The organism is Promicromonospora sp. NPDC052451, assembly GCF_044547525.1.
Lineage (GTDB): Bacteria > Actinomycetota > Actinomycetes > Actinomycetales > Cellulomonadaceae > Promicromonospora.
This window is the reverse complement of the sequence record NZ_JBIUAP010000017.1, coordinates 14973-31345: the sequence shown is the minus strand read 5'-3', so window position 1 is coordinate 31345 and position 16373 is coordinate 14973. Positions and strand designations below refer to the sequence as shown.

Below are 16373 nucleotides of genomic sequence, written 5' to 3'. Positions count from 1 at the left end.
GGATGGGGGAGGAGCCCTCCGGCTGGGCCGCCGACGGGGTGGCGGCACCGTCGCTGAGCGACGAGCTGCCGAGCTCGGTCTACGACCCGATCAGCGCCGTCTCGGTGTCGTCGCGGACGTTCACCGAGGCGCAGGCCGGTGACGGGTCGATCGGCAACAGCATCGACCTGACGCTCGCGAACGGCACGTTCGCCGACGGCGACAGCCTCGCCGCCGCCGTCGCCGCCGACAACGTGCCCGCGGGGCTGATCCTCGTCACCGAGCGGACGGGCGACCGCCGCGCGCGGCTGTCGCTCGAGGGCTCGGCGGAGCGCTCCGGGGAGCTCGACGGCATCGACGACCTCACGGTCGCGATCTCCGAGGAGGCCTTCTCGCGCCCGCCCTCGACCGGCGGCCGTGAGTTCGTGTTCCGGGTGGACTTCGACGGCCCGAGGCTGACGATGGACCGGACCCGGCTCACGGCGGCCGCCGACGGTGCGGTCGACGTCTCCGCGACGCTCACGCTGACGGGCGCCCGCTTCGCGGGGGCGGCCGGGCGTGACCTCGTCGCGGACGGCGCGCTGGCGCTCGCCGGTCTCCCCGCGGGCGTGGCGGCGACCGCGATCCTGGACGACGCGCACCGGGTGACGCTGCGGCTGACCGGTTCGCTCGGCGACGCGCAGCGCGCCGCCTTCGGCCTGGACCTCGCCGACACGGCCTTCGACGCGATGCCGGCGGCGAGCGTCCGGGGCGACGGCATCTCCGGCCTGGCGACCGTCACCGTCGAGCGGGACCAGCGGTGGCGGGAGCGGCTCGGCGCGCTGCTGGCCGAGGCCGGGCTCGTCGTCCGCGGGGCGTACTCCTCGACGTCCTTCTCCGCGTTCACGGCGGCCCGGGACGGCGCGGCGCAGGTGCTCGCGACCGAGTCGGCGTCGGACGACGACCTGCGGGCGGCGCTCGACCGGCTCACGCGGGCGGCGGACGCCCTGCGGATCACGCCGACGCCCTACCGGGTGCTCGAGGCGGAGGAGTTCGACGAGTCCTCGGGCGGACGGCTGAGCCCGGAGAACGGCAACATCGGCGGCGTCCAGGTCGGTTCCTGGATCGCGTTCGACGGCCTCGACTTCGGCGCGAAGCTCCCCGAGCGGGTCAGGGTGCGCTACGCCAACCACCCCGACGACAGCGCCACGGACGAGCGTGTCGAGGTGCGCGTCGGTGCCGTGGACGGTCCCGTCGCCGCCACGGTCGACCTGGACGTCACCGGCGGGTGGGGCGACTACGTCACCGCCGAGGCGGCGGTCGACCGTCCCGAGGTGCTCGACGGATCGAACCGCGTCTACTTCGTCTTCGCCGGCACGCCCGACCCGGCCCAGCCGAACTCGTGGGTCGCGAACGTCGACCTGGTGCAGTTCCTCGCGACGGCCGAGGACGGCCCGGTGACGGCCGAACCCGTGCGGATCGAGGCCGAGACCTATGACGCCGACAACGGCAACGGCCTGAAGAAGGAGGGCGGTGAGCCGCCCGCCGGCAACGTCGGTGGCACCTGGGACGGGGGCCGGCTGACCTACGACAGTCGGGACCTCGGCCCGGACCCCCTCACCCGGGTCACGGTCAGCGCATCCACCCGCGACGAGCGCGTGGGCGACAACCGCCGGCTCGAGCTCTATCTCGACGAGGTGAGCGAGGCGACGCGCATCGGGACGGTCGAGCTGCCGAAGACCGGTGGGTGGGCCAGCTACGTGGAGACGACGGCGGAGCTGGACGAGCCGGTCTCCGGCACGCACGCGCTGTTCGTCGTCATGCGGGCGGACGCCGTCCCGGGGCAGGAGTTCAACTACGTCGCGAACCTGCAGTGGTACGAGTTCGGCCCGGATCCCCAGGAGGTCCCGGAGGTCGACCTCACGGGCCTGAACGAGGCCATCGCAGCCGCCGGACCGCTGCTCGCCCGCGAGGACCGGTACGTCTCCATCGACTTCGCCGTCTTCCGCGCCGCGCTCGACGAGGCCAGGCGGGTCGCCGCGGCCGATCGGCCGACGCAGGACGAGGCCGACGAGGCGCAGCGCGTGCTCGACGCCGCAGCGGGCCAGCTGACGTGGAGGGCCGCCCGGCAGGTGTCGGTGTCCGCCACGACGCGCACCCTGGTGGGCAAGCAGTACGTGTCCGTCGCGGTGACGAACGGCGCGGACATCGCCCTCGACCTCGAGGTCGAGACGCCCTACGGCTCGCGGTCGTTCACCGCGGTGCAGCCGGGAGCGTCGGCGAACGTGTCGATGAGCTCGCGCCAGGCGTCGATCCCGGCCGGCGAGGTGAGGGTCACCGTCACCGGGCAGGTCGGCGACGAGACGGTCACGGCCGACAGGACGGCGTCCTATGCGGCTGCGGGCTAGGCAACCGGCTCACGGTCGGCGCCTCGCCTGGCGGCCCAGGCGCTGACCGGTGCCGCGGTCACGGTGAAGACCAGAGCGAGCGCGGCGACGCCCAGCAGAGCCCCGCGCAGGTCGCTCTTCTCGGCCAGCAGGCCCACGTACGCCGGGCCGAGCAGGAAGCCCAGGTAGGCCGTGGTCGCGACCCGGGAGGTGGCCCGGCCGTGCCGGGCGGGGTCGGTGCGGCGCAGGCTGCGGCTGAGCAGCGTGGGGAAGAGCGTCGCGGTGCCCAGGGCGGCCAGCACCAGCCCGGCCAGGGCCACCGCGACCGAGGGTGCGACGGCCAGCGTCGCGGTGCCCGCGGTGGCCAGCACGCCGCCGCCGAGCAGCACCGCGGTGGGGTGGCTGCGGGACAGGGGGGCCAGGCTCAGGCGCGCGAGCGCGGCGGTGGCGGCAAAGGCTGCCGGGGCGGCGGCCGCCACCTGGGGTGGTGCGGCGAAGGTGTCGGTGAGCATCACCGCACCCCAGCTCTGGTGGGCGTTCTCGATGGCGTACGCCAGGGCCGCCACCAGCCCCACGACCAGCAGGGGCGAGGCCGGGCCGATCCGGCGCAGCGCGTGCCGGAGCCCGGTACCGCCCTCGTCGGCATCGGTGGGGGTGCCGGTGTCGCTCGGCGGAGCCGGCACGTGCAGCGACGTGCTGGTCCGCCACGCGGCTGCCGCCAGGGCGAGCATCACCACCGCGACCACGGTGAACGTCGCGGTCGGCGTCAGTCCCGCGCCCAGCAGCGCACCCGTGGACAGGCTGGCGACGACCACGCCCACGGAGAACAGCCCGTGGGACCGGGTGAGCAGGGGTCTGGCGGTCGCGTGCTCGGCGCGCCCGGCGAGGGTGTTGATGGCCACGTCCGCGGCGCCGGAGGCAGCGCCGACCACGAGCATGCCGATGACCAGCGGCACCATCCCGTGGGCACCGGCGGTGATGAGCAGGCCGGTACCCGCCAGCGCCGCCAGCAGCCACGCCGCGACGCGGAGCCCGAAGCGGTCCACCGCCCGCCCGGTGAAGGCCATGGACGGCAACGCCCCCAGGCCGACGAAGAGCAGGGCGGTGCCGAGCTGGCCGTCGCTGACCCCTGCCTGGGTGCGCAGCACCGGCAGAGCGGCCCCCCACGCACCCCAGAAGATGCCGAACGCGGCGAACGCCGCGTAGGGCGCGTAGGTGGCACGAGCGTCGAGGAGGAGTGGTCCCTGCTCGGGGCGGACCGGGTCGCGACTCATGGATCGTAACGATACACAGGTATGCTGTGGCCGTGTCCACACCTGCCCGCCGTCGCCCCACCGTGAAGGACGTGGCCGCGCGGGCGGGCGTCGCGCCGATGACGGTCTCCTACGCCTTCAACCACCCCGCGCGCGTGGCCGAGGCCACCCGGAACCGGGTGCTGGAGGCCGCCGCGCAGCTGGGCTACCGCCCCGACAGCACCGCGCGCGCCCTGCGCTCGGGGCGCACCCGGCAGCTGGGCGTGGTGGTCGGCGAGCACCTGTCCTACCTCTTCGACGACCCGCAGGCGGCGCAGTTCCTGGCCGGGATCTCCGACGTCTGCGTGGGCGAGGACACAGGACTGGTGCTGATCCCCACCCGAGGGGACGCCTCGGACGTCGACCGGGTGCTGGCCGCGGCCGTGGACGGTTACGTGCTGTGGACCACGGTGGCCGACGACCCGGTGCTCGCCGCCGTCGCGGGCAGCGGTCGGCCCGCCGCCATCCAGGGTGGTCCCGCCCACCCGGGGGTCGCGTGCATCGGGCCGGACGACCGCGCGGCGGCCGCAGCGGTCGCGGCGGCGACGCCGCTGGCCGAGGCCACCCCTGTCGTCATCGGCTTCCCGCTGGACCGGCGTCGTACGAGCGGCATCCTGCGCGGCCGCGACCTGCCGGCCGACCTGACGGACCCGCAGGCGGTCCCGTTCCCCGTGACCGGGGCTCGGCTGGCCGGCTACCGCGATGCGGTGACGCAGGCCGGGCACGACTGGGACGACGTGCGCGTGGCCGTGGTGGAGCGCAACCAGCGCGCACGGGGTGAGGATGCCGCCGCGGCGCTGTTCGAGACGCTGGACGGTTCCGGGCCGGTGGTGGTGCTGGCGATGAGCGACGAGCTGGCGCTGGGGGCCCGTCTCGCCGTGAGCCGCGTGCCGCGCGAGGTGGTGCTCACCGGGTGGGACGCCTCACGCGAGGCCGCCACGGCAGGAGTCTGGTCGGTGGCGGCCTCGCTGCGCGAGCAGGGTCGTGCGTGTGCACGAGCGGCCCTGTCGGGCGAGACCACGGGCCAGGCGGTGCCGTGGACCGTGGTCGGGCCCGGCCGCGGATAGTCGCAGTGCCTCAGTGGCAGTGCGGTGCCACGGGCGGGTGGTCGGGGCCGACGGGCCCCAGATCGTCGTCGTGCCCGGCGGCCAGGCGGGGCCACTGGCCGATCGGGCGGCCCGACCAGTCGGGCGCGGGCGTCCACTCCGGCGCGCCGGCGGTGGTGCGCCCGCTGACACAGCCCTGTGGCCAGCCGGCAGGTGAGTCCTCCCAGGACTCCTGGCGGCCCCAGACGGTGAGGTCCATGAGCGCGTAGCTGTGGTCCATGGCCTGCACGCCCCGCCGGCTCGTCCAGTAGGTCTCGAAGACCCGGTCGCCGTCGCGGACGTAGCCCACCAGGTAGAACATGCCGGGCTCGCGACCACCCAGCAGCGTCTCGAGGGACGGCTGGGCGGAGTACCAGGGCATGGTCCAGCCCATGAAGTCGCGGTAGCGCCGGCTCGCCTCGTACGACCGGTGAGCGTCCTGGGGGCCGTACGTCACGTTCCGGCCCTGGAGGAGGACCGCGAAGGTGATGTCGCGCGTGTGCAGGCCCGAGAGGTCGGACACCTGGTTCGTGAAGAAGGTGCAGCCTTCGCACTGGTCGGCCGCCGGATGGCCCGGCCACCACATGAAGTAGTAGGCCAGCAGCTGGCGGCGCCCTTCGAACGCGTCGAGGAGCGTCACGGGCCCGTCGGGGCCGAGCAGCTCGGAGCCGCCGTCCACCTCGACCATCGGCAGCCGGCGACGGGCCGCGGCGATCGCGTCCGCCTCGCGCGTGTGGGCCTTCTCCCGTTGCCGCAGCGCCTCGATCTCGTGCTCGTAGGCCGCCCGGTCGGCGGGCCGCGGCAGGCCCGCGCCAGCGAGGGCCGCGCTTCGGGCGGCCATCAGAGGTCCTCCGCGATCGCCTTGATGTCCCCGAGACGCCGCTCCCAGGCGGTGCCGATGGCATCCAGGCGCCGGGCGGTGGCGCTGAGCTCGGCGCCCAGCACCCGGTACCGCACCTCGCGGCCGACCGGGACCTGCTCGACCAGCCCGACCCCCTGGAGGATCTTGAGGTGCTTGGCGATCGCCTGGCGGCTGATCGGCAAGGTGGCGGCCAGCGTGGACGCAGAGGCCGGGGCCTCACCCAGGCTGGTCAGGATGTTCCAGCGGTTCTCGTCACCGAGCGCAGCGCACATCGGAACCAGTGCTTCCTTCATCGCAGTGCCTCCATCGCCGTGACCAGCCGGTCCAGCTGCTCGTCCCAGCCGAGGCGGTGGCTCTCCAGGTTGCCCGCAGGGTCGGTGGTCGTCTCGAACCCCGTCTCGACCACGGTGAGCCGGGTACCGTCGGCCACCGGCTCGAGCGTGAAGGTGAAGACCGTCGAGTGCGCGGGGTCCATCTCGCTCGGGACGCTCTCGGCGGCGTCGTCGTTGCACCACCGGTAGGAGACGGCCCGCGGTGGGTCGATCGCCTCGACGCGGATCGGGATGCCGGGCTCGTCCGGCCATGTGACGGTGCCGTGGGCGCCGCGGCCGTCGCCGACGAGCACGGTGCGCCCGAACCAGCGGGAGATGTGCTCCGGCTCGGTGACGGCGATCCACACCTTCTCCACGGGGGCGGCGATCCGAATCGTCCGGCGCACGGTGAACGTGTCCTGCTCGGCGACGGACAGCGGGTTCTCGGTCATGTCGTTCATCCTCTCCTCAGGCGGACTGGCTGTGCGCGGCGATCGGTTCGACCGCCTGCGGGAAGTCCTGGCTGGCGGGGGTGTGCGGGCGGAGCCGGCCGGTCGCGACGGCCACGACCACCGCGGCCGCCGCGACCACGGCTCCGGCGAGGACGGCGGCCTCCAGGCCGGCCCGTCCGATCGCCGCACCCCCGAGCAGGGCGCCGACGGCGTCCCCGGCATTGCTGGCGGACGCCGGCAGCGAGGCCGCCAGGGCGGCGCCGGGCCCCGCCAGGCTCATCACCCGGCTCTGCATCGCGGGTGCCATCCCCATCGCGAACAGGCCCACGCCGACGATGCCCAGCACGGCGAACGCGACCTGCCCGCCGAGCAGGAACATGACCAGCAGCGAGACCGTCAGTCCGACCGTCCCGCACTGCAGGGCGAGGCGGGCGTGCGCGTCGGCGAAGCGCGACCCCACCGCGGAGCCCGCGGTCGTGGCCACCCCGAACGCGAACAGCACCCCCACGACCAGCGGGCCGGTGACGCCGGTGACCTCGCCCAGATACGGCACCAGGTACGTCAGGGCCGACTGGACGCCGGCGAAGACCAGGCAGCACAGCGCCAGCACGGCGAGCACCCGCGGTGCGAACGCGTGGCGCAGCTGGGCACCGGCCGTCCGGCTCGCGCGCGCCACCGGGACCGGGGGCAGGACCACCAGGGCGGCCAGCATGATCCCGGCCCCGATCACCGCGAGCCCCACGAACGACGTCCGCCACCCGAGCTCCCGTCCCAGCAGCGACGCGAGCGGCATGCCCACGGCGCTCGCGGCGGCGAAGCCGGTGATCACCACGCCCATCGCGCGGCCGGCACGCTCGCGGGGCACGACGCTCTCCAGCGCGGTGAGCGCGGCGGCGACGAACAGGCCCTCGGTCGCTCCGACCCCGGCCCGTGCGACGAGGAACAGCGTGTAGTCGGCCACCAGCACCGGCATCAGGTTGAGCAGCGCGAACGCTGCCACGGCGCCGACCAGCACCGCCCGGCGGTCGAGGTGCGCGGTGGCGAGCGCGAGCAGCGGGCCGCCCACCGCCATCCCCAGCGCGAAGGCGGTCACGAGCGTGCCGGTCACGGGGATCGAGACGGCCAGGTCGGCCGAGATCAGGTCGAGCATGCCCATGACGAGCAGCTCCGCGCTGCCCATCGCGAACGCTCCCACGAACAGCAGGACCAGGACCGCTGGGGTCCCGCCGCGGGGTCTGCCGATCGGTGCCATGACGTCCTCCCTGAGATATGTGTGCAACCTCAGAGTTGCACATCGATCTCAGGGTTGCAACCTCATGGTTGCAGATCGGCGACGGAGCCACTGGCGCCGGTCACCCTCGTGTGGGGCATCGTCCGGATGCGGGCGGGCGTGGGAAACCGGGCGCTGCAGTGGCTGACCATCCTGCTCAGCGCCATCCCTACCCTGGGTGGCCTCCTGCTCCTCCTGCTGCACCGCCTGAGCTCGGTGTCGGCGGAGGGCTGGTTCCAGGCGATGACCACCGTGGCCGGGTGACCCCACAGGCCGGTCACCCTGCACCGCCCTACGGGCAGCGGCTGGGTTCCGGCACCGGCACGGCCTGGAGGAACGGGAGGACATGGGCGACCACGTGCGCCCGGTCGCTGAGCGTCGTCGCGTGGTCGGCGCCCTCCAGCGTCACGGCCCGGGCGTCGCTCATCACGTGCGCCGCCTCCGCGGCGGCCTCCCACCGTGCCCGGTCCCGGTCGCCCGCCAGCAGCAGCGTGGGGGTGGTGATGTCGCGGAGGCGGGCCGTCGGCACGCCCGGCTCCTGCTCGATCGCGGCGAGGATCGCGCGCAGGGCGTCCGGGTCGTTCGCCATGAACGCCAGTGCGGTCTGCGGGTCCAGCGGCGCACCCCGGTGGCGTCCCCACCGTTCCACGAACTCGGTCATGCCCCTGAGCCGGAGTGCCTCGTCGAAGTCCGGGAAGAAGACCTCCGCCGGGCCTCCGGCGGTGGCGCGGTGGGTGCCGCCGAGCGAGACGAACGAGCTGATCCGGTCCGGGTGGGTGTCGAGGAGCGTGAAGCCGGTCCGCGCCCCGAGCGAGTACCCGAGGTAGTGCGCGCGGGGGATCGTCAGGGCGTCGAGCACGGCCACGACGTCGGAGGCGAACCGGGTCGAGGTGTAGTCGGCGGGCGCCGTCGGTCGGCCGCTGCGGCCGTGGCCCCGGAGGTCGAGGGTGACGACCTGGTACCCGGAAAGGGCCTCGACGTACCCCAGGCCCCGCCACACCACCTGCGAGAGCCCGGTGCCGTGCACCAGCACGACCGGTGCGCCGTCGCCGTGGGTGCGGTAGGCGATGGTGGTGCCGTCCGGGGCCTGCGCTTCACCGCGACGCGTCGTGCTCACCCGCGCAGCCTAGCGCCGGCCGCCGGAGGTGCCGGGACGCGGCCGAACGGGCCGCCCGACGTCGGGAAGAGCAGCGTGAAGGAGGCCCCGTGCCCGGGAGCCCCGTCGATCGTCAGCTCGCCGCCGTGCGCGGTGACGATCTCGTTGACCAGCGCGAGGCCCAGGCCGAGGCGCACGGCGCCCACCCTGTCCTGGGACCCGCGCCGGAACCGCTGGGTCAGCTCCCGGGCCTGTGCCGGGTCGAGACCCTCGCCGTCGTCGGTCACGGTCAGGGCCGTCCCGAGGCCGCGCGGGCGCAGCGAGATCACGACGCGGCCGCCGTGGGCCACGTGGGCCAGGGCGTTGTCGACGAGGGACGACACCGCGCGGCGCAGGGCGCTCGCGGTACCGACGACGACGTGCTCGGTGCCGGGCTGGGTGTCGACCGCGAGCACGACTCCCGCCAGCTCCGCGCGTGCCGCGAACGACGCGCGGACCTCATGGACGAGGGCGCCGAGGTCTACCGGCAGCCGGGGGAGCGGCCGGTGCTGGATCTCGGCGGCGAGCAGCAGGTCGTCCACGACCTCCGCGGCGACCTTCGCGTCCATGGTCAGCTGCTGCAGCTCCCGGCGCTGGTCCTCGTCGTGGGTGGGGCCGCGCAGCAGGAGCTGGGCGCGCGTGAGCACGATGGCCAGGGGAGTGCGCAGCTCGTGGCCGGCGTCGGCGACGAAGCGGCGCTGCAGGGCCAGGGCCTCGCCCAGCGAGCGGACGGCGCGGCGACCGAACGCCCAGCCGATCAGCGCGGACGCCAGGACGCCGAGGGCGCCGGCCGCGAGGGACAGCCGGGTCAGGCGCTCCGTCTCCTCCTGCTGCTCGACGAAGTTCATGATCGCGGTGACGCGGGTGCCGTCGGGCGCCCGACCGACGTAGGCGAGGAACGGGCTGCCGCAGACGTCGATGCGCGACTGGCCGTCGGACAGCCGTGCCGCGGTCTCGCGGACATGGCGTTCGGGGCAGTTCGCGGGCATGCCGTCCAGGACCACGGTGTCGGTGCCGTCCAGCATGACGTGGTGGTTGCCCGTCTCGGCCACCTTGGCCTGCAGCTTGCTCTCCGACGCGTCACGCCGGGCCTCGAGCCCGACCACGTACACCAGGGCGATCACCGCGGAGACGACGACCGCGACGGCCGCCCCGGTCTGGAGCGCGACGGCCAGGGACGCCTTGCGCAGCAGCCGGCGGTCGCTGATGGCAGTGGTCACGATGTCCCGAGCTGGTAGCCGAGCCCGCGCACGGTACGGATCGTCTGGTGGCCGAGCTTGCGCCTCAGGTAGTAGACGTAGGTGTCCACGGCGTTCGGGCTGTCCGCGTTCTGGAAGACGCGCCGGCGCAGCTCCTCCCGGCTGCGGACCCGGCCCGGGTTGGCCGCGATCACGCTCAGCAGCGCGCACTCCTGGGCGGACAGCTCGACCGGGTCGGCGTCGGGGGAGAGCACCCTGCGCGTGCCGACGTCGAGCCGCCGCCTGCCGAGGTCGATGACGGCCGACGTGTCGGAGTGGCGGCGCAGGAGCGCGCGCAGCCGCGCCAGCAGCTCGTCGCTGTCGAACGGCTTGACCACGTAGTCCTCGGCGCCGGAGTCGAGCCCCTCCACCCGGTCCTCGGTGGTGCCGCGCGCGGTGAGCAGCATCGTCGGCGTCGTCACCCCGCGGGAGCGCAGGCGGCGGACCAGGTCGACTCCCTCCATCACGGGGAGCGTGCGGTCGATGATCAGCGCGTCCCACGTGCCGGTCAGCCCGTGGTGCAGCCCGGCCTGGCCGTCGAAGACGGGGACCACGCTGTAGCCCTCCGCCGTGAGCAGCCGAACGAGCAGGTCGGAGAGTCGCACGTCGTCCTCGACCAATAACACACGGCGCGCGTCCTGGTCCATGGGCAGATTGTTTCACCCCCTCTCTGATGTTGCTCTGAGATTCGGTGGCAAGACTTGTGTACAGCCGAGAGCGGCCGAATCCCGGCTGCGACCCGTCCAGGGTTCGCCGTGCACCTCACCTACCCGACGTTCTCCACCACCGTTGACGACCGATGCGCCCACGGGGCGCACCAGGGGGTATCTGATGCAGCATCTTCTCGACCACGCCCGGTCCTTCCCCGACCACGTCGCGCGGCAGCGCGAGCACTTCGACGAGCTGGCTCACGGCCAGTCCTCGCAGGTCCTGTTCCTGACCTGTTCCGGCTCCCGGGCCATTCCCTCGCTGATCACCGGCGCCCGCCCGGGGCAGCTCTTCGAGCTCCGGACCGCGGGGAACATCGTGCCCCGCCACGACCGCCGGCTGCGCCTCCACGGCTGGTTCTACGAGGTGGACACAGGAACCGTGCTCGCGCACAGCGCGCACGCCGACCAGTTCCTGCCGCTGTGAGCGCCGTACGGGGTGCGGCGGCGGGCGTGCCGACGTCGAGGCGAGGCATCTTCCTGGCCGACCTGACCGCATCGTTCGTGGTGTTCCTGGTCGCCGTGCCGCTGTGCGTGGGCGTCGCCGTCGCCTCCGGTGTGCCGGCGGAGCTGGGACTGGTCACCGGGATCGTCGGCGGACTGGTCACCGGCCTGCTCCCCGGCAGCAGCCTGCAGGTCAGCGGCCCGGCGGCCGGGCTGACGGTGCTGGTGTACCAGGCCGTGCAGCAGTTCGGCATCTCCGTCCTGGGGGTCCTGGTGCTCGCCACCGGCCTGCTTCAGCTCCTCATGGGCGCGCTGCGGCTGGGCCGCTGGTTCCGGGCGATCTCGGTCTCGGTGGTCGAGGGGATGCTCGCCGGCATCGGTCTCGTGCTCATCGCCGGGCAGCTCTACTCCATGGCGGGGCTCGACGCACCCGGCGCGAGCCTGGCCAAGATCGCCGGCCTGCCCGGCCTGCTCGCCGACGTCTGGCGCTCGCCGACGGCGCTGACGTCGTTCGCTCTCGGCCTGGGCACGATCGCCGTGCTCGTCCTGTGGAAGAAGGTGCCGCAGCGGCTGCGGGTCGTTCCCGCGCCGCTCGCGGCGGTCGGCCTGGCGATCGGCGCGGGTGCGCTCCTCGGCCCGTCGGTGGCCATGGTCGAGGTGCACGGCCTGCTCGACTCGATCCAGCCGCCCGGTCCGGGCGACTTCGCCCGGCTCGCCGAGGTCGGCGTCATCGGCACGATCCTGGCCTTCACGCTGATCGCCTCGGCCGAGAGCCTGTTCAGCGCGGCTGCGGTGGACCGGCTGCACGACGGGCCCCGGACCCGGTACAACCAGGAGCTCATGGCACAGGGCGCGGGCAACGCCGTGTGCGGCGTGCTGGGCGCCCTGCCGCTCACCGCGGTCATCGTCCGCAGCGCCGCGAACGTCCAGGCGGGAGCCCGCACGCGGGCGTCCCGGGTGCTGCACGGCGTCTGGCTGCTGCTGTTCGCCGCGCTGGTTCCCGCGGCGCTCGGCCTCATCCCCGTCGCCGCGCTCGCCGGCGTGCTGGTCCACGCCGGGTTCAAGCTGATCCCGTTGGCGGAGGTCCGCCGGCTGTGGCACGGGCACCGGGGTGAGGCTCTCGTCCTGATGGCGACCGCGGTGGCGATCGTCTCGGTCGGCATGTTCGAGGGGGTGCTCGTGGGGCTGGCCCTCTCGGTGGTCAAGACCGCGTGGGACACCTCGCGCGTGCACCTCGAGGTGATCGACCCGGGCACCGGTCCGCTCACCGCACGCCTACGGGGCAGCGCGACGTTCCTGCGGCTGCCCAGGCTGCTCGACCAGCTGGAGGCGCTCCCGCGGGACCGCCCCGTCGAGGTGGACCTGTCCGGGCTGCACCACATCGACCACGCCTGTCGCACGTCGCTGGAGAACTGGGCCGCCCGGCACGGCAGTGAGAGCGTCGAGCCGGTGCGGTTCGCCCAGAAGCTCTGAGCCCGGCCCGGCGGCTTGCTAGCGTCGAGCTACCTGCCGTCCATGTCGAGGAGCTTCGCCGATGTCCATCCCTGCAGTCACGTCGCCGTCCGGCTACACGCTTCCGGCCGTCGGTTTCGGCACCTATCGGCTGCGCGGCGAGGCGGGTGCGGCAGCGGTGGGTGATGCGCTCGCGGCCGGGTACCGGCTGCTGGACTCGGCCGCGAGCTACCAGAACGAGGGTGCCGTCGGCGCCGCCGTCCGGCGCTCCGCGGTGCCGCGCGAGGAGATCGTGGTGACCTCCAAGCTCCCGGGGCGCTACCACGCGTTCGACGACGCGATCGCGACGGTCGAGGAGAGCGTGCTGCGCACGGGCCTGGACGCGATCGACCTGTACCTCATCCACTGGCCCAACCCGTCCGTGGGCAGGTACGTCGAGGCGTGGCGCGCCCTCGTCGAGGCGCGGGAGCGGGGGCTGGTGCGGCAGATCGGTGTGTGCAACTTCCTGCCGGAGCACCTCGACCGCCTCGCGCAGGAGACGGGCGTGCTGCCGGTGGTGAACCAGATCGAGCTGCACCCGTACTTTCCGCAGACCGAGGCCCTGGCGTTCCACCACGAGCGCGGCATCCTGACCGAGTCGTGGACCCCGATCGGGCGCGGCAACGACCTGCTGAGCCATCCGGTGGTCGCCGAGCTCGCGACCCGGCACGAGGTCAGCCCGGCGCAGGTGGTGCTCGCCTGGCACGTGGCCCGTGGCGCGATCCCCCTGCCCAAGGCCGCCGGACGTGCCCGGCAGCGGGAGAACCTCGCGATCTTCGACGTGGTGCTCACGGACGAGGACGTCGCCCGGCTCACCGCCCTGGGCCGGCCGGACGGTCGCACCGCGAACCAGGACCCGGCCACGTACGAGGAGCTGTGACCGGGTCGGATCCGCGCCGCGCCGGCGGACGACGCCCCGCAACCTCCGGGACGTCGTCCCTCGCTCGTCAGGCGGCGTCGCGGTACGACTCGGCGGCGTGCAGCAGGTAGTACGCCAGCCCGGTCTGCTGCTGCTCGAGCATCTGCCGGTGGAAGTCGTCCGTGACGAAGAACCGAGCCTGGTCGGCGAAGCCGGCGGCATCCGTCGGATGTGCGACGGCGAGCGCCGCGATGTGACGCTCGATCGCGCCGGTCACCGTCGGGTCGTCGGTGCGCAGCCCGCCCCGCAGCGCGTCGGCGATGGCAGACATGAACGCGGTCGCCTCGGCGGCGGCCGCGTTCATCGCGTCGGCGTCGACTCCCGCGGTGTCGAGCTCCACACCGTAGGTCTCCTGCAGGTGCGCGTTCTGGTCCTGGAGCGCCTCCTGCCATCCGGCCTGGTCCAGGCCGGTGAACATGCTGTCGGCGGTCATGGGTTCTCCCCTTCTCTCGTGTGCGATGGCCTGCTCGAGCGTCGCCAGTACCTGGGCGAGCCGTGCACCGCGTGAACGGAGCATGGCGCGCTGGTCCAGCAGGCACTCGAGCCGGGAGGTGTGGTCCGTGAGGGCCCGTGCGATCGCGTCCAACGGCATGTCGAGCTCGCGGAAGAACAGGATCTGCTGCAGACGCTCGAGATCGCCGTCCGAATAGGTCCGGTAGTCGTTGCGCTCGTCCCGCGCGGGAACGAGCAGCCCGATCCGGTCGTAGTGGTAGAGCGTCTTGAGCGTTACTCCCGACAGCCGGGAGACGTGGGTGATCGTGTAGGCCATGGACCGCACCTCCTGGGAAGGACCCTCAACCCTCCCCTCAGGGTAGGGTCAAGCGCCTTCCGGGAACTTTCCGGCCGCCGACCAGTTGGTCCGCATAGGATCCGAACCTGGGAGGCAACGAGGAATGTCGGTACGTGAGCGGCTGCTGCAGCCCGCACCCGGGTCGGTCGCGACGGAGAACCGTGCACTGCTCCTCGCGCTCGCCGCGCTGGCGGTGAGCCTGGTGGCGGGTGTCGTGGTGTTCGGGGGCGAGGCCGTCCCGTTGTTCGGCGGGGGATCGGTCGGCATGGTCGCGGCGGTCGCGTCAGGGGCGTCCGGGGCCGTGGCGTTCTGCACCGGCTACGTCCGCTCCGCGCGCGTGCCCCGCGTGGGGATGACGGCCGGCAGGTGGCGGCGCGCCTTCGACGCCTTCGTGCTCACCGTGACGGCGGCCGGCATCGTCGTGCTGCTGACCGGCTCGGCCTTCGCGGTCTTCGACCTGGCGTTCCGGGAGCTGCGCCTGGACGCGGTGATGGCCGCCGTCCTCGTCGGGGTGTCGGCCGCCGTGGCGGCCTACGTGCTCACGCTGGTGGCCGCGGCCCTGACGTCGGTTGCGATCGCGAACCTGCTCGCCCTGTTCCTGGTCAGCGGCGCACTGGCGAGCATGCTCTCGGCCAACGACAAGCACTGGTGGCAGGTCAACTTCAGCGCCCTGGGCGTCGGCGGCGGCTTCTCGGCGTACGCGTTCAACATGACCCTGGTCTTCGCGGGCCTCGCGATGACGACACTGTCGCACTACGTGATCGGTGACCTGCGTACCGGTGCGGCCGCCGGGGAGCTGCGGCGGCTCGAGGTGCTCCGGGCATGGCTCGTCGGGGTGGCCGTCCTGCTCGTGGCGCTGGGCTGGGTGACCGTGGAGATCGCCAAGGTGCTGCACACGGTCATCGCGTCGGTGATGACCGTGCTGTTCGCGGGGCTCATCGTCGCCACGCCGTTCCTCGTGCCCCGCCTGCCGCGGACCTTCCTCGTCACGTCGTCCTTCTTCGTGGGCGCGTTCGCGTTCGTGGTCCTGCTGATGTGGCCCGTGGGCTACTTCAACCTGACCGCCGTCGAGTTCGTCGGGTTCTCCCTGCTGCTCACCTGGCTCTTCCTGTTCGTGCGCACCGTGGCGGCGCGGCTCCAGGACGACCGGGCGGTCGACGGCGCGTGACTAACGCACCGGGTCCGTCGGCTGCGGGGCCGGCACGCCGAGGCGCTCGCGCAGCCGCAGGCCGGCGACGAAGCGCGTGGGCGCGTCCAGCAGGCTGAGGACGGCGGCGATGTCCGCCCGCACGGTCCGGACGCTCACGCCGAGCTTGCGGGCGATCTCCTCGTCCGAGGAGCTGGTGAGCATGAGCGTCACGATGCGGCGCTGCCGCGGCGACAGCTCCACCAGGGCCGCCGTCTCCGCGTCGCACGGGTACCTGGTCGCCGACACGGCGTCCCAGTAGCCGCGGGCAGCGGCCAGGCACGCGGCGTCGGTGACCTCCATGACGGTCAGGTCGCCCCGGAGGCTGGGGCCGTCCAGCAGCACGCTGGTGCCGTCGATGATCTTCATCTGCATCGGGGCGAACACGAAGAAGTAGACCGAGGGGTCCTCGCCGGACAGGACGAGGCGAGCTTCGGGTTCGAGGCCCGAGTAGCTCCACAGACTGACCATCCGCAGGCCGCGCTCGATGAGGAACGCGTTGTTCGGGAGGCTGGTCATGAGCTGGCCGACCGTGCCGGTGTGGCGTACGGACTCGACGCTCCGCCAGGACTTCGCGGCATCCGCGAGGGCGCGGTTGATGCCTACCGGGCCCCGGCCGATGATGCGCCCGGAGACCCGCCGGTTGTGCTCCAGCGCGCTCGCCACCCGGTACCGCTCGACCTGCAGACGTGCCATGGCCTCGAACACGCGCTGACGCCGCTGCCACGGGAGTCCGCCGGTCTCGAGGTACGCCGAGAAGTCGACGTTGGGGAGCGCCTGCTTCCCCGCATCGACTCCGTCAGGAGCCTTGACCTTCATGCGATCACCCCGCCCGCCCGCCGACCG

General features: G+C 73.4%; 17 protein-coding genes. 7 read left to right on the top strand and 10 right to left on the bottom strand.

Annotated features, from left to right (window positions below; all coding sequences use genetic code 11):
- The first annotated feature begins 2 nt into the window (after positions 1-2).
- Positions 3-2366: a carbohydrate-binding protein gene (locus ACIG47_RS23575; protein ID WP_397433555.1), complete on the top strand. Its 2364-nt coding sequence runs from the start codon at positions 3-5 to the stop codon at positions 2364-2366.
- On the opposite strand, the gene ACIG47_RS23570 is transcribed toward ACIG47_RS23575, so the two are convergent.
- Positions 2363-3619: an MFS transporter gene (locus tag ACIG47_RS23570; RefSeq protein WP_397433501.1), complete on the bottom strand. Its 1257-nt coding sequence runs from the start codon at positions 3617-3619 to the stop codon at positions 2363-2365. The two genes, ACIG47_RS23575 and ACIG47_RS23570, sit on opposite strands and share 4 nt — an antisense overlap.
- Before the next feature lie 32 nt (positions 3620-3651).
- Here ACIG47_RS23570 and ACIG47_RS23565 point away from each other — a divergent pair, with 32 nt between their 5' ends.
- Complete coding sequence (locus ACIG47_RS23565; protein WP_397433500.1) at positions 3652-4704, top strand: LacI family DNA-binding transcriptional regulator; 1053 nt, start codon at positions 3652-3654, stop codon at positions 4702-4704.
- A gap of 10 nt (positions 4705-4714) precedes the next feature.
- Here the strand turns inward: ACIG47_RS23565 and ACIG47_RS23560 are convergent, their stop codons facing one another.
- From ACIG47_RS23560 to ACIG47_RS23545, 4 genes are read right to left on the bottom strand one after another with little or no spacing between them, the layout of a single operon-like run.
- A complete protein-coding gene (locus ACIG47_RS23560) occupies positions 4715-5563 on the bottom strand; it encodes a DUF899 family protein (RefSeq protein WP_397433498.1) in 849 nt (282 codons plus the stop codon).
- On the bottom strand, positions 5563-5877 hold the full coding sequence (locus ACIG47_RS23555) for an ArsR/SmtB family transcription factor (RefSeq protein WP_397433497.1): 315 nt from the start codon (positions 5875-5877) through the stop codon (positions 5563-5565). The genes ACIG47_RS23560 and ACIG47_RS23555 overlap by 1 nt, the downstream gene beginning before the upstream one ends.
- Positions 5874-6347, bottom strand: a complete 474-nt coding sequence (locus ACIG47_RS23550; RefSeq protein ID WP_397433496.1) for an SRPBCC domain-containing protein — start codon at positions 6345-6347, stop codon at positions 5874-5876. The genes ACIG47_RS23555 and ACIG47_RS23550 overlap by 4 nt, the downstream gene beginning before the upstream one ends.
- 16 nt (positions 6348-6363) lie before the next feature.
- Positions 6364-7599: an MFS transporter gene (locus ACIG47_RS23545; protein WP_397433495.1), complete on the bottom strand. Its 1236-nt coding sequence runs from the start codon at positions 7597-7599 to the stop codon at positions 6364-6366.
- A 108-nt stretch (positions 7600-7707) separates the two neighbouring features.
- On the opposite strand from ACIG47_RS23545, the gene ACIG47_RS23540 reads away from it, so the two are divergent.
- Entirely contained in the window at positions 7708-7881 is a 174-nt protein-coding gene (locus ACIG47_RS23540; RefSeq protein ID WP_397433494.1) for a hypothetical protein, read from the top strand.
- Positions 7882-7909: 28 nt separating this feature from the next.
- On the opposite strand, the gene ACIG47_RS23535 is transcribed toward ACIG47_RS23540, so the two are convergent.
- The 3 genes from ACIG47_RS23535 to ACIG47_RS23525 are packed head-to-tail and all read right to left on the bottom strand — an operon-like array spanning position 7910 to position 10637.
- Entirely contained in the window at positions 7910-8734 is an 825-nt protein-coding gene (locus ACIG47_RS23535; RefSeq protein WP_397433493.1) for an alpha/beta fold hydrolase, read from the bottom strand.
- Positions 8731-9972, bottom strand: a complete 1242-nt coding sequence (locus ACIG47_RS23530; protein WP_397433492.1) for a sensor histidine kinase — start codon at positions 9970-9972, stop codon at positions 8731-8733. Before ACIG47_RS23530 ends, ACIG47_RS23535 begins: the two co-directional genes overlap by 4 nt.
- Complete coding sequence (locus tag ACIG47_RS23525) at positions 9969-10637, bottom strand: response regulator transcription factor (protein ID WP_397415367.1); 669 nt, start codon at positions 10635-10637, stop codon at positions 9969-9971. Before ACIG47_RS23525 ends, ACIG47_RS23530 begins: the two co-directional genes overlap by 4 nt.
- A 184-nt stretch (positions 10638-10821) precedes the next feature.
- On the opposite strand from ACIG47_RS23525, the gene ACIG47_RS23520 reads away from it, so the two are divergent.
- The 3 genes from ACIG47_RS23520 to ACIG47_RS23510 all read left to right on the top strand — a co-directional run bounded on the left by ACIG47_RS23520 (position 10822) and on the right by ACIG47_RS23510 (position 13512).
- A complete protein-coding gene (locus tag ACIG47_RS23520; RefSeq protein WP_397433491.1) occupies positions 10822-11124 on the top strand; it encodes a carbonic anhydrase in 303 nt (100 codons plus the stop codon).
- Positions 11121-12614, top strand: coding sequence for a SulP family inorganic anion transporter (locus ACIG47_RS23515; protein ID WP_397433489.1), 1494 nt, complete (start codon positions 11121-11123; stop codon positions 12612-12614). The genes ACIG47_RS23520 and ACIG47_RS23515 overlap by 4 nt, the downstream gene beginning before the upstream one ends.
- Positions 12615-12675: 61 nt before the next feature.
- Positions 12676-13512, top strand: coding sequence for an aldo/keto reductase (locus ACIG47_RS23510; protein ID WP_397433488.1), 837 nt, complete (start codon positions 12676-12678; stop codon positions 13510-13512).
- Between the two features lie 67 nt (positions 13513-13579).
- Here the strand turns inward: ACIG47_RS23510 and ACIG47_RS23505 are convergent, their stop codons facing one another.
- Entirely contained in the window at positions 13580-14320 is a 741-nt protein-coding gene (locus tag ACIG47_RS23505; protein ID WP_397433486.1) for a MerR family transcriptional regulator, read from the bottom strand.
- Positions 14321-14444: 124 nt separating this feature from the next.
- On the opposite strand from ACIG47_RS23505, the gene ACIG47_RS23500 reads away from it, so the two are divergent.
- A complete protein-coding gene (locus ACIG47_RS23500; RefSeq protein ID WP_397433485.1) occupies positions 14445-15509 on the top strand; it encodes a hypothetical protein in 1065 nt (354 codons plus the stop codon).
- Here the strand turns inward: ACIG47_RS23500 and ACIG47_RS23495 are convergent, their stop codons facing one another.
- Positions 15510-16346, bottom strand: a complete 837-nt coding sequence (locus ACIG47_RS23495; protein WP_397433484.1) for a sigma factor-like helix-turn-helix DNA-binding protein — start codon at positions 16344-16346, stop codon at positions 15510-15512.
- Between the last annotated feature and the right edge of the window lie 27 nt (positions 16347-16373).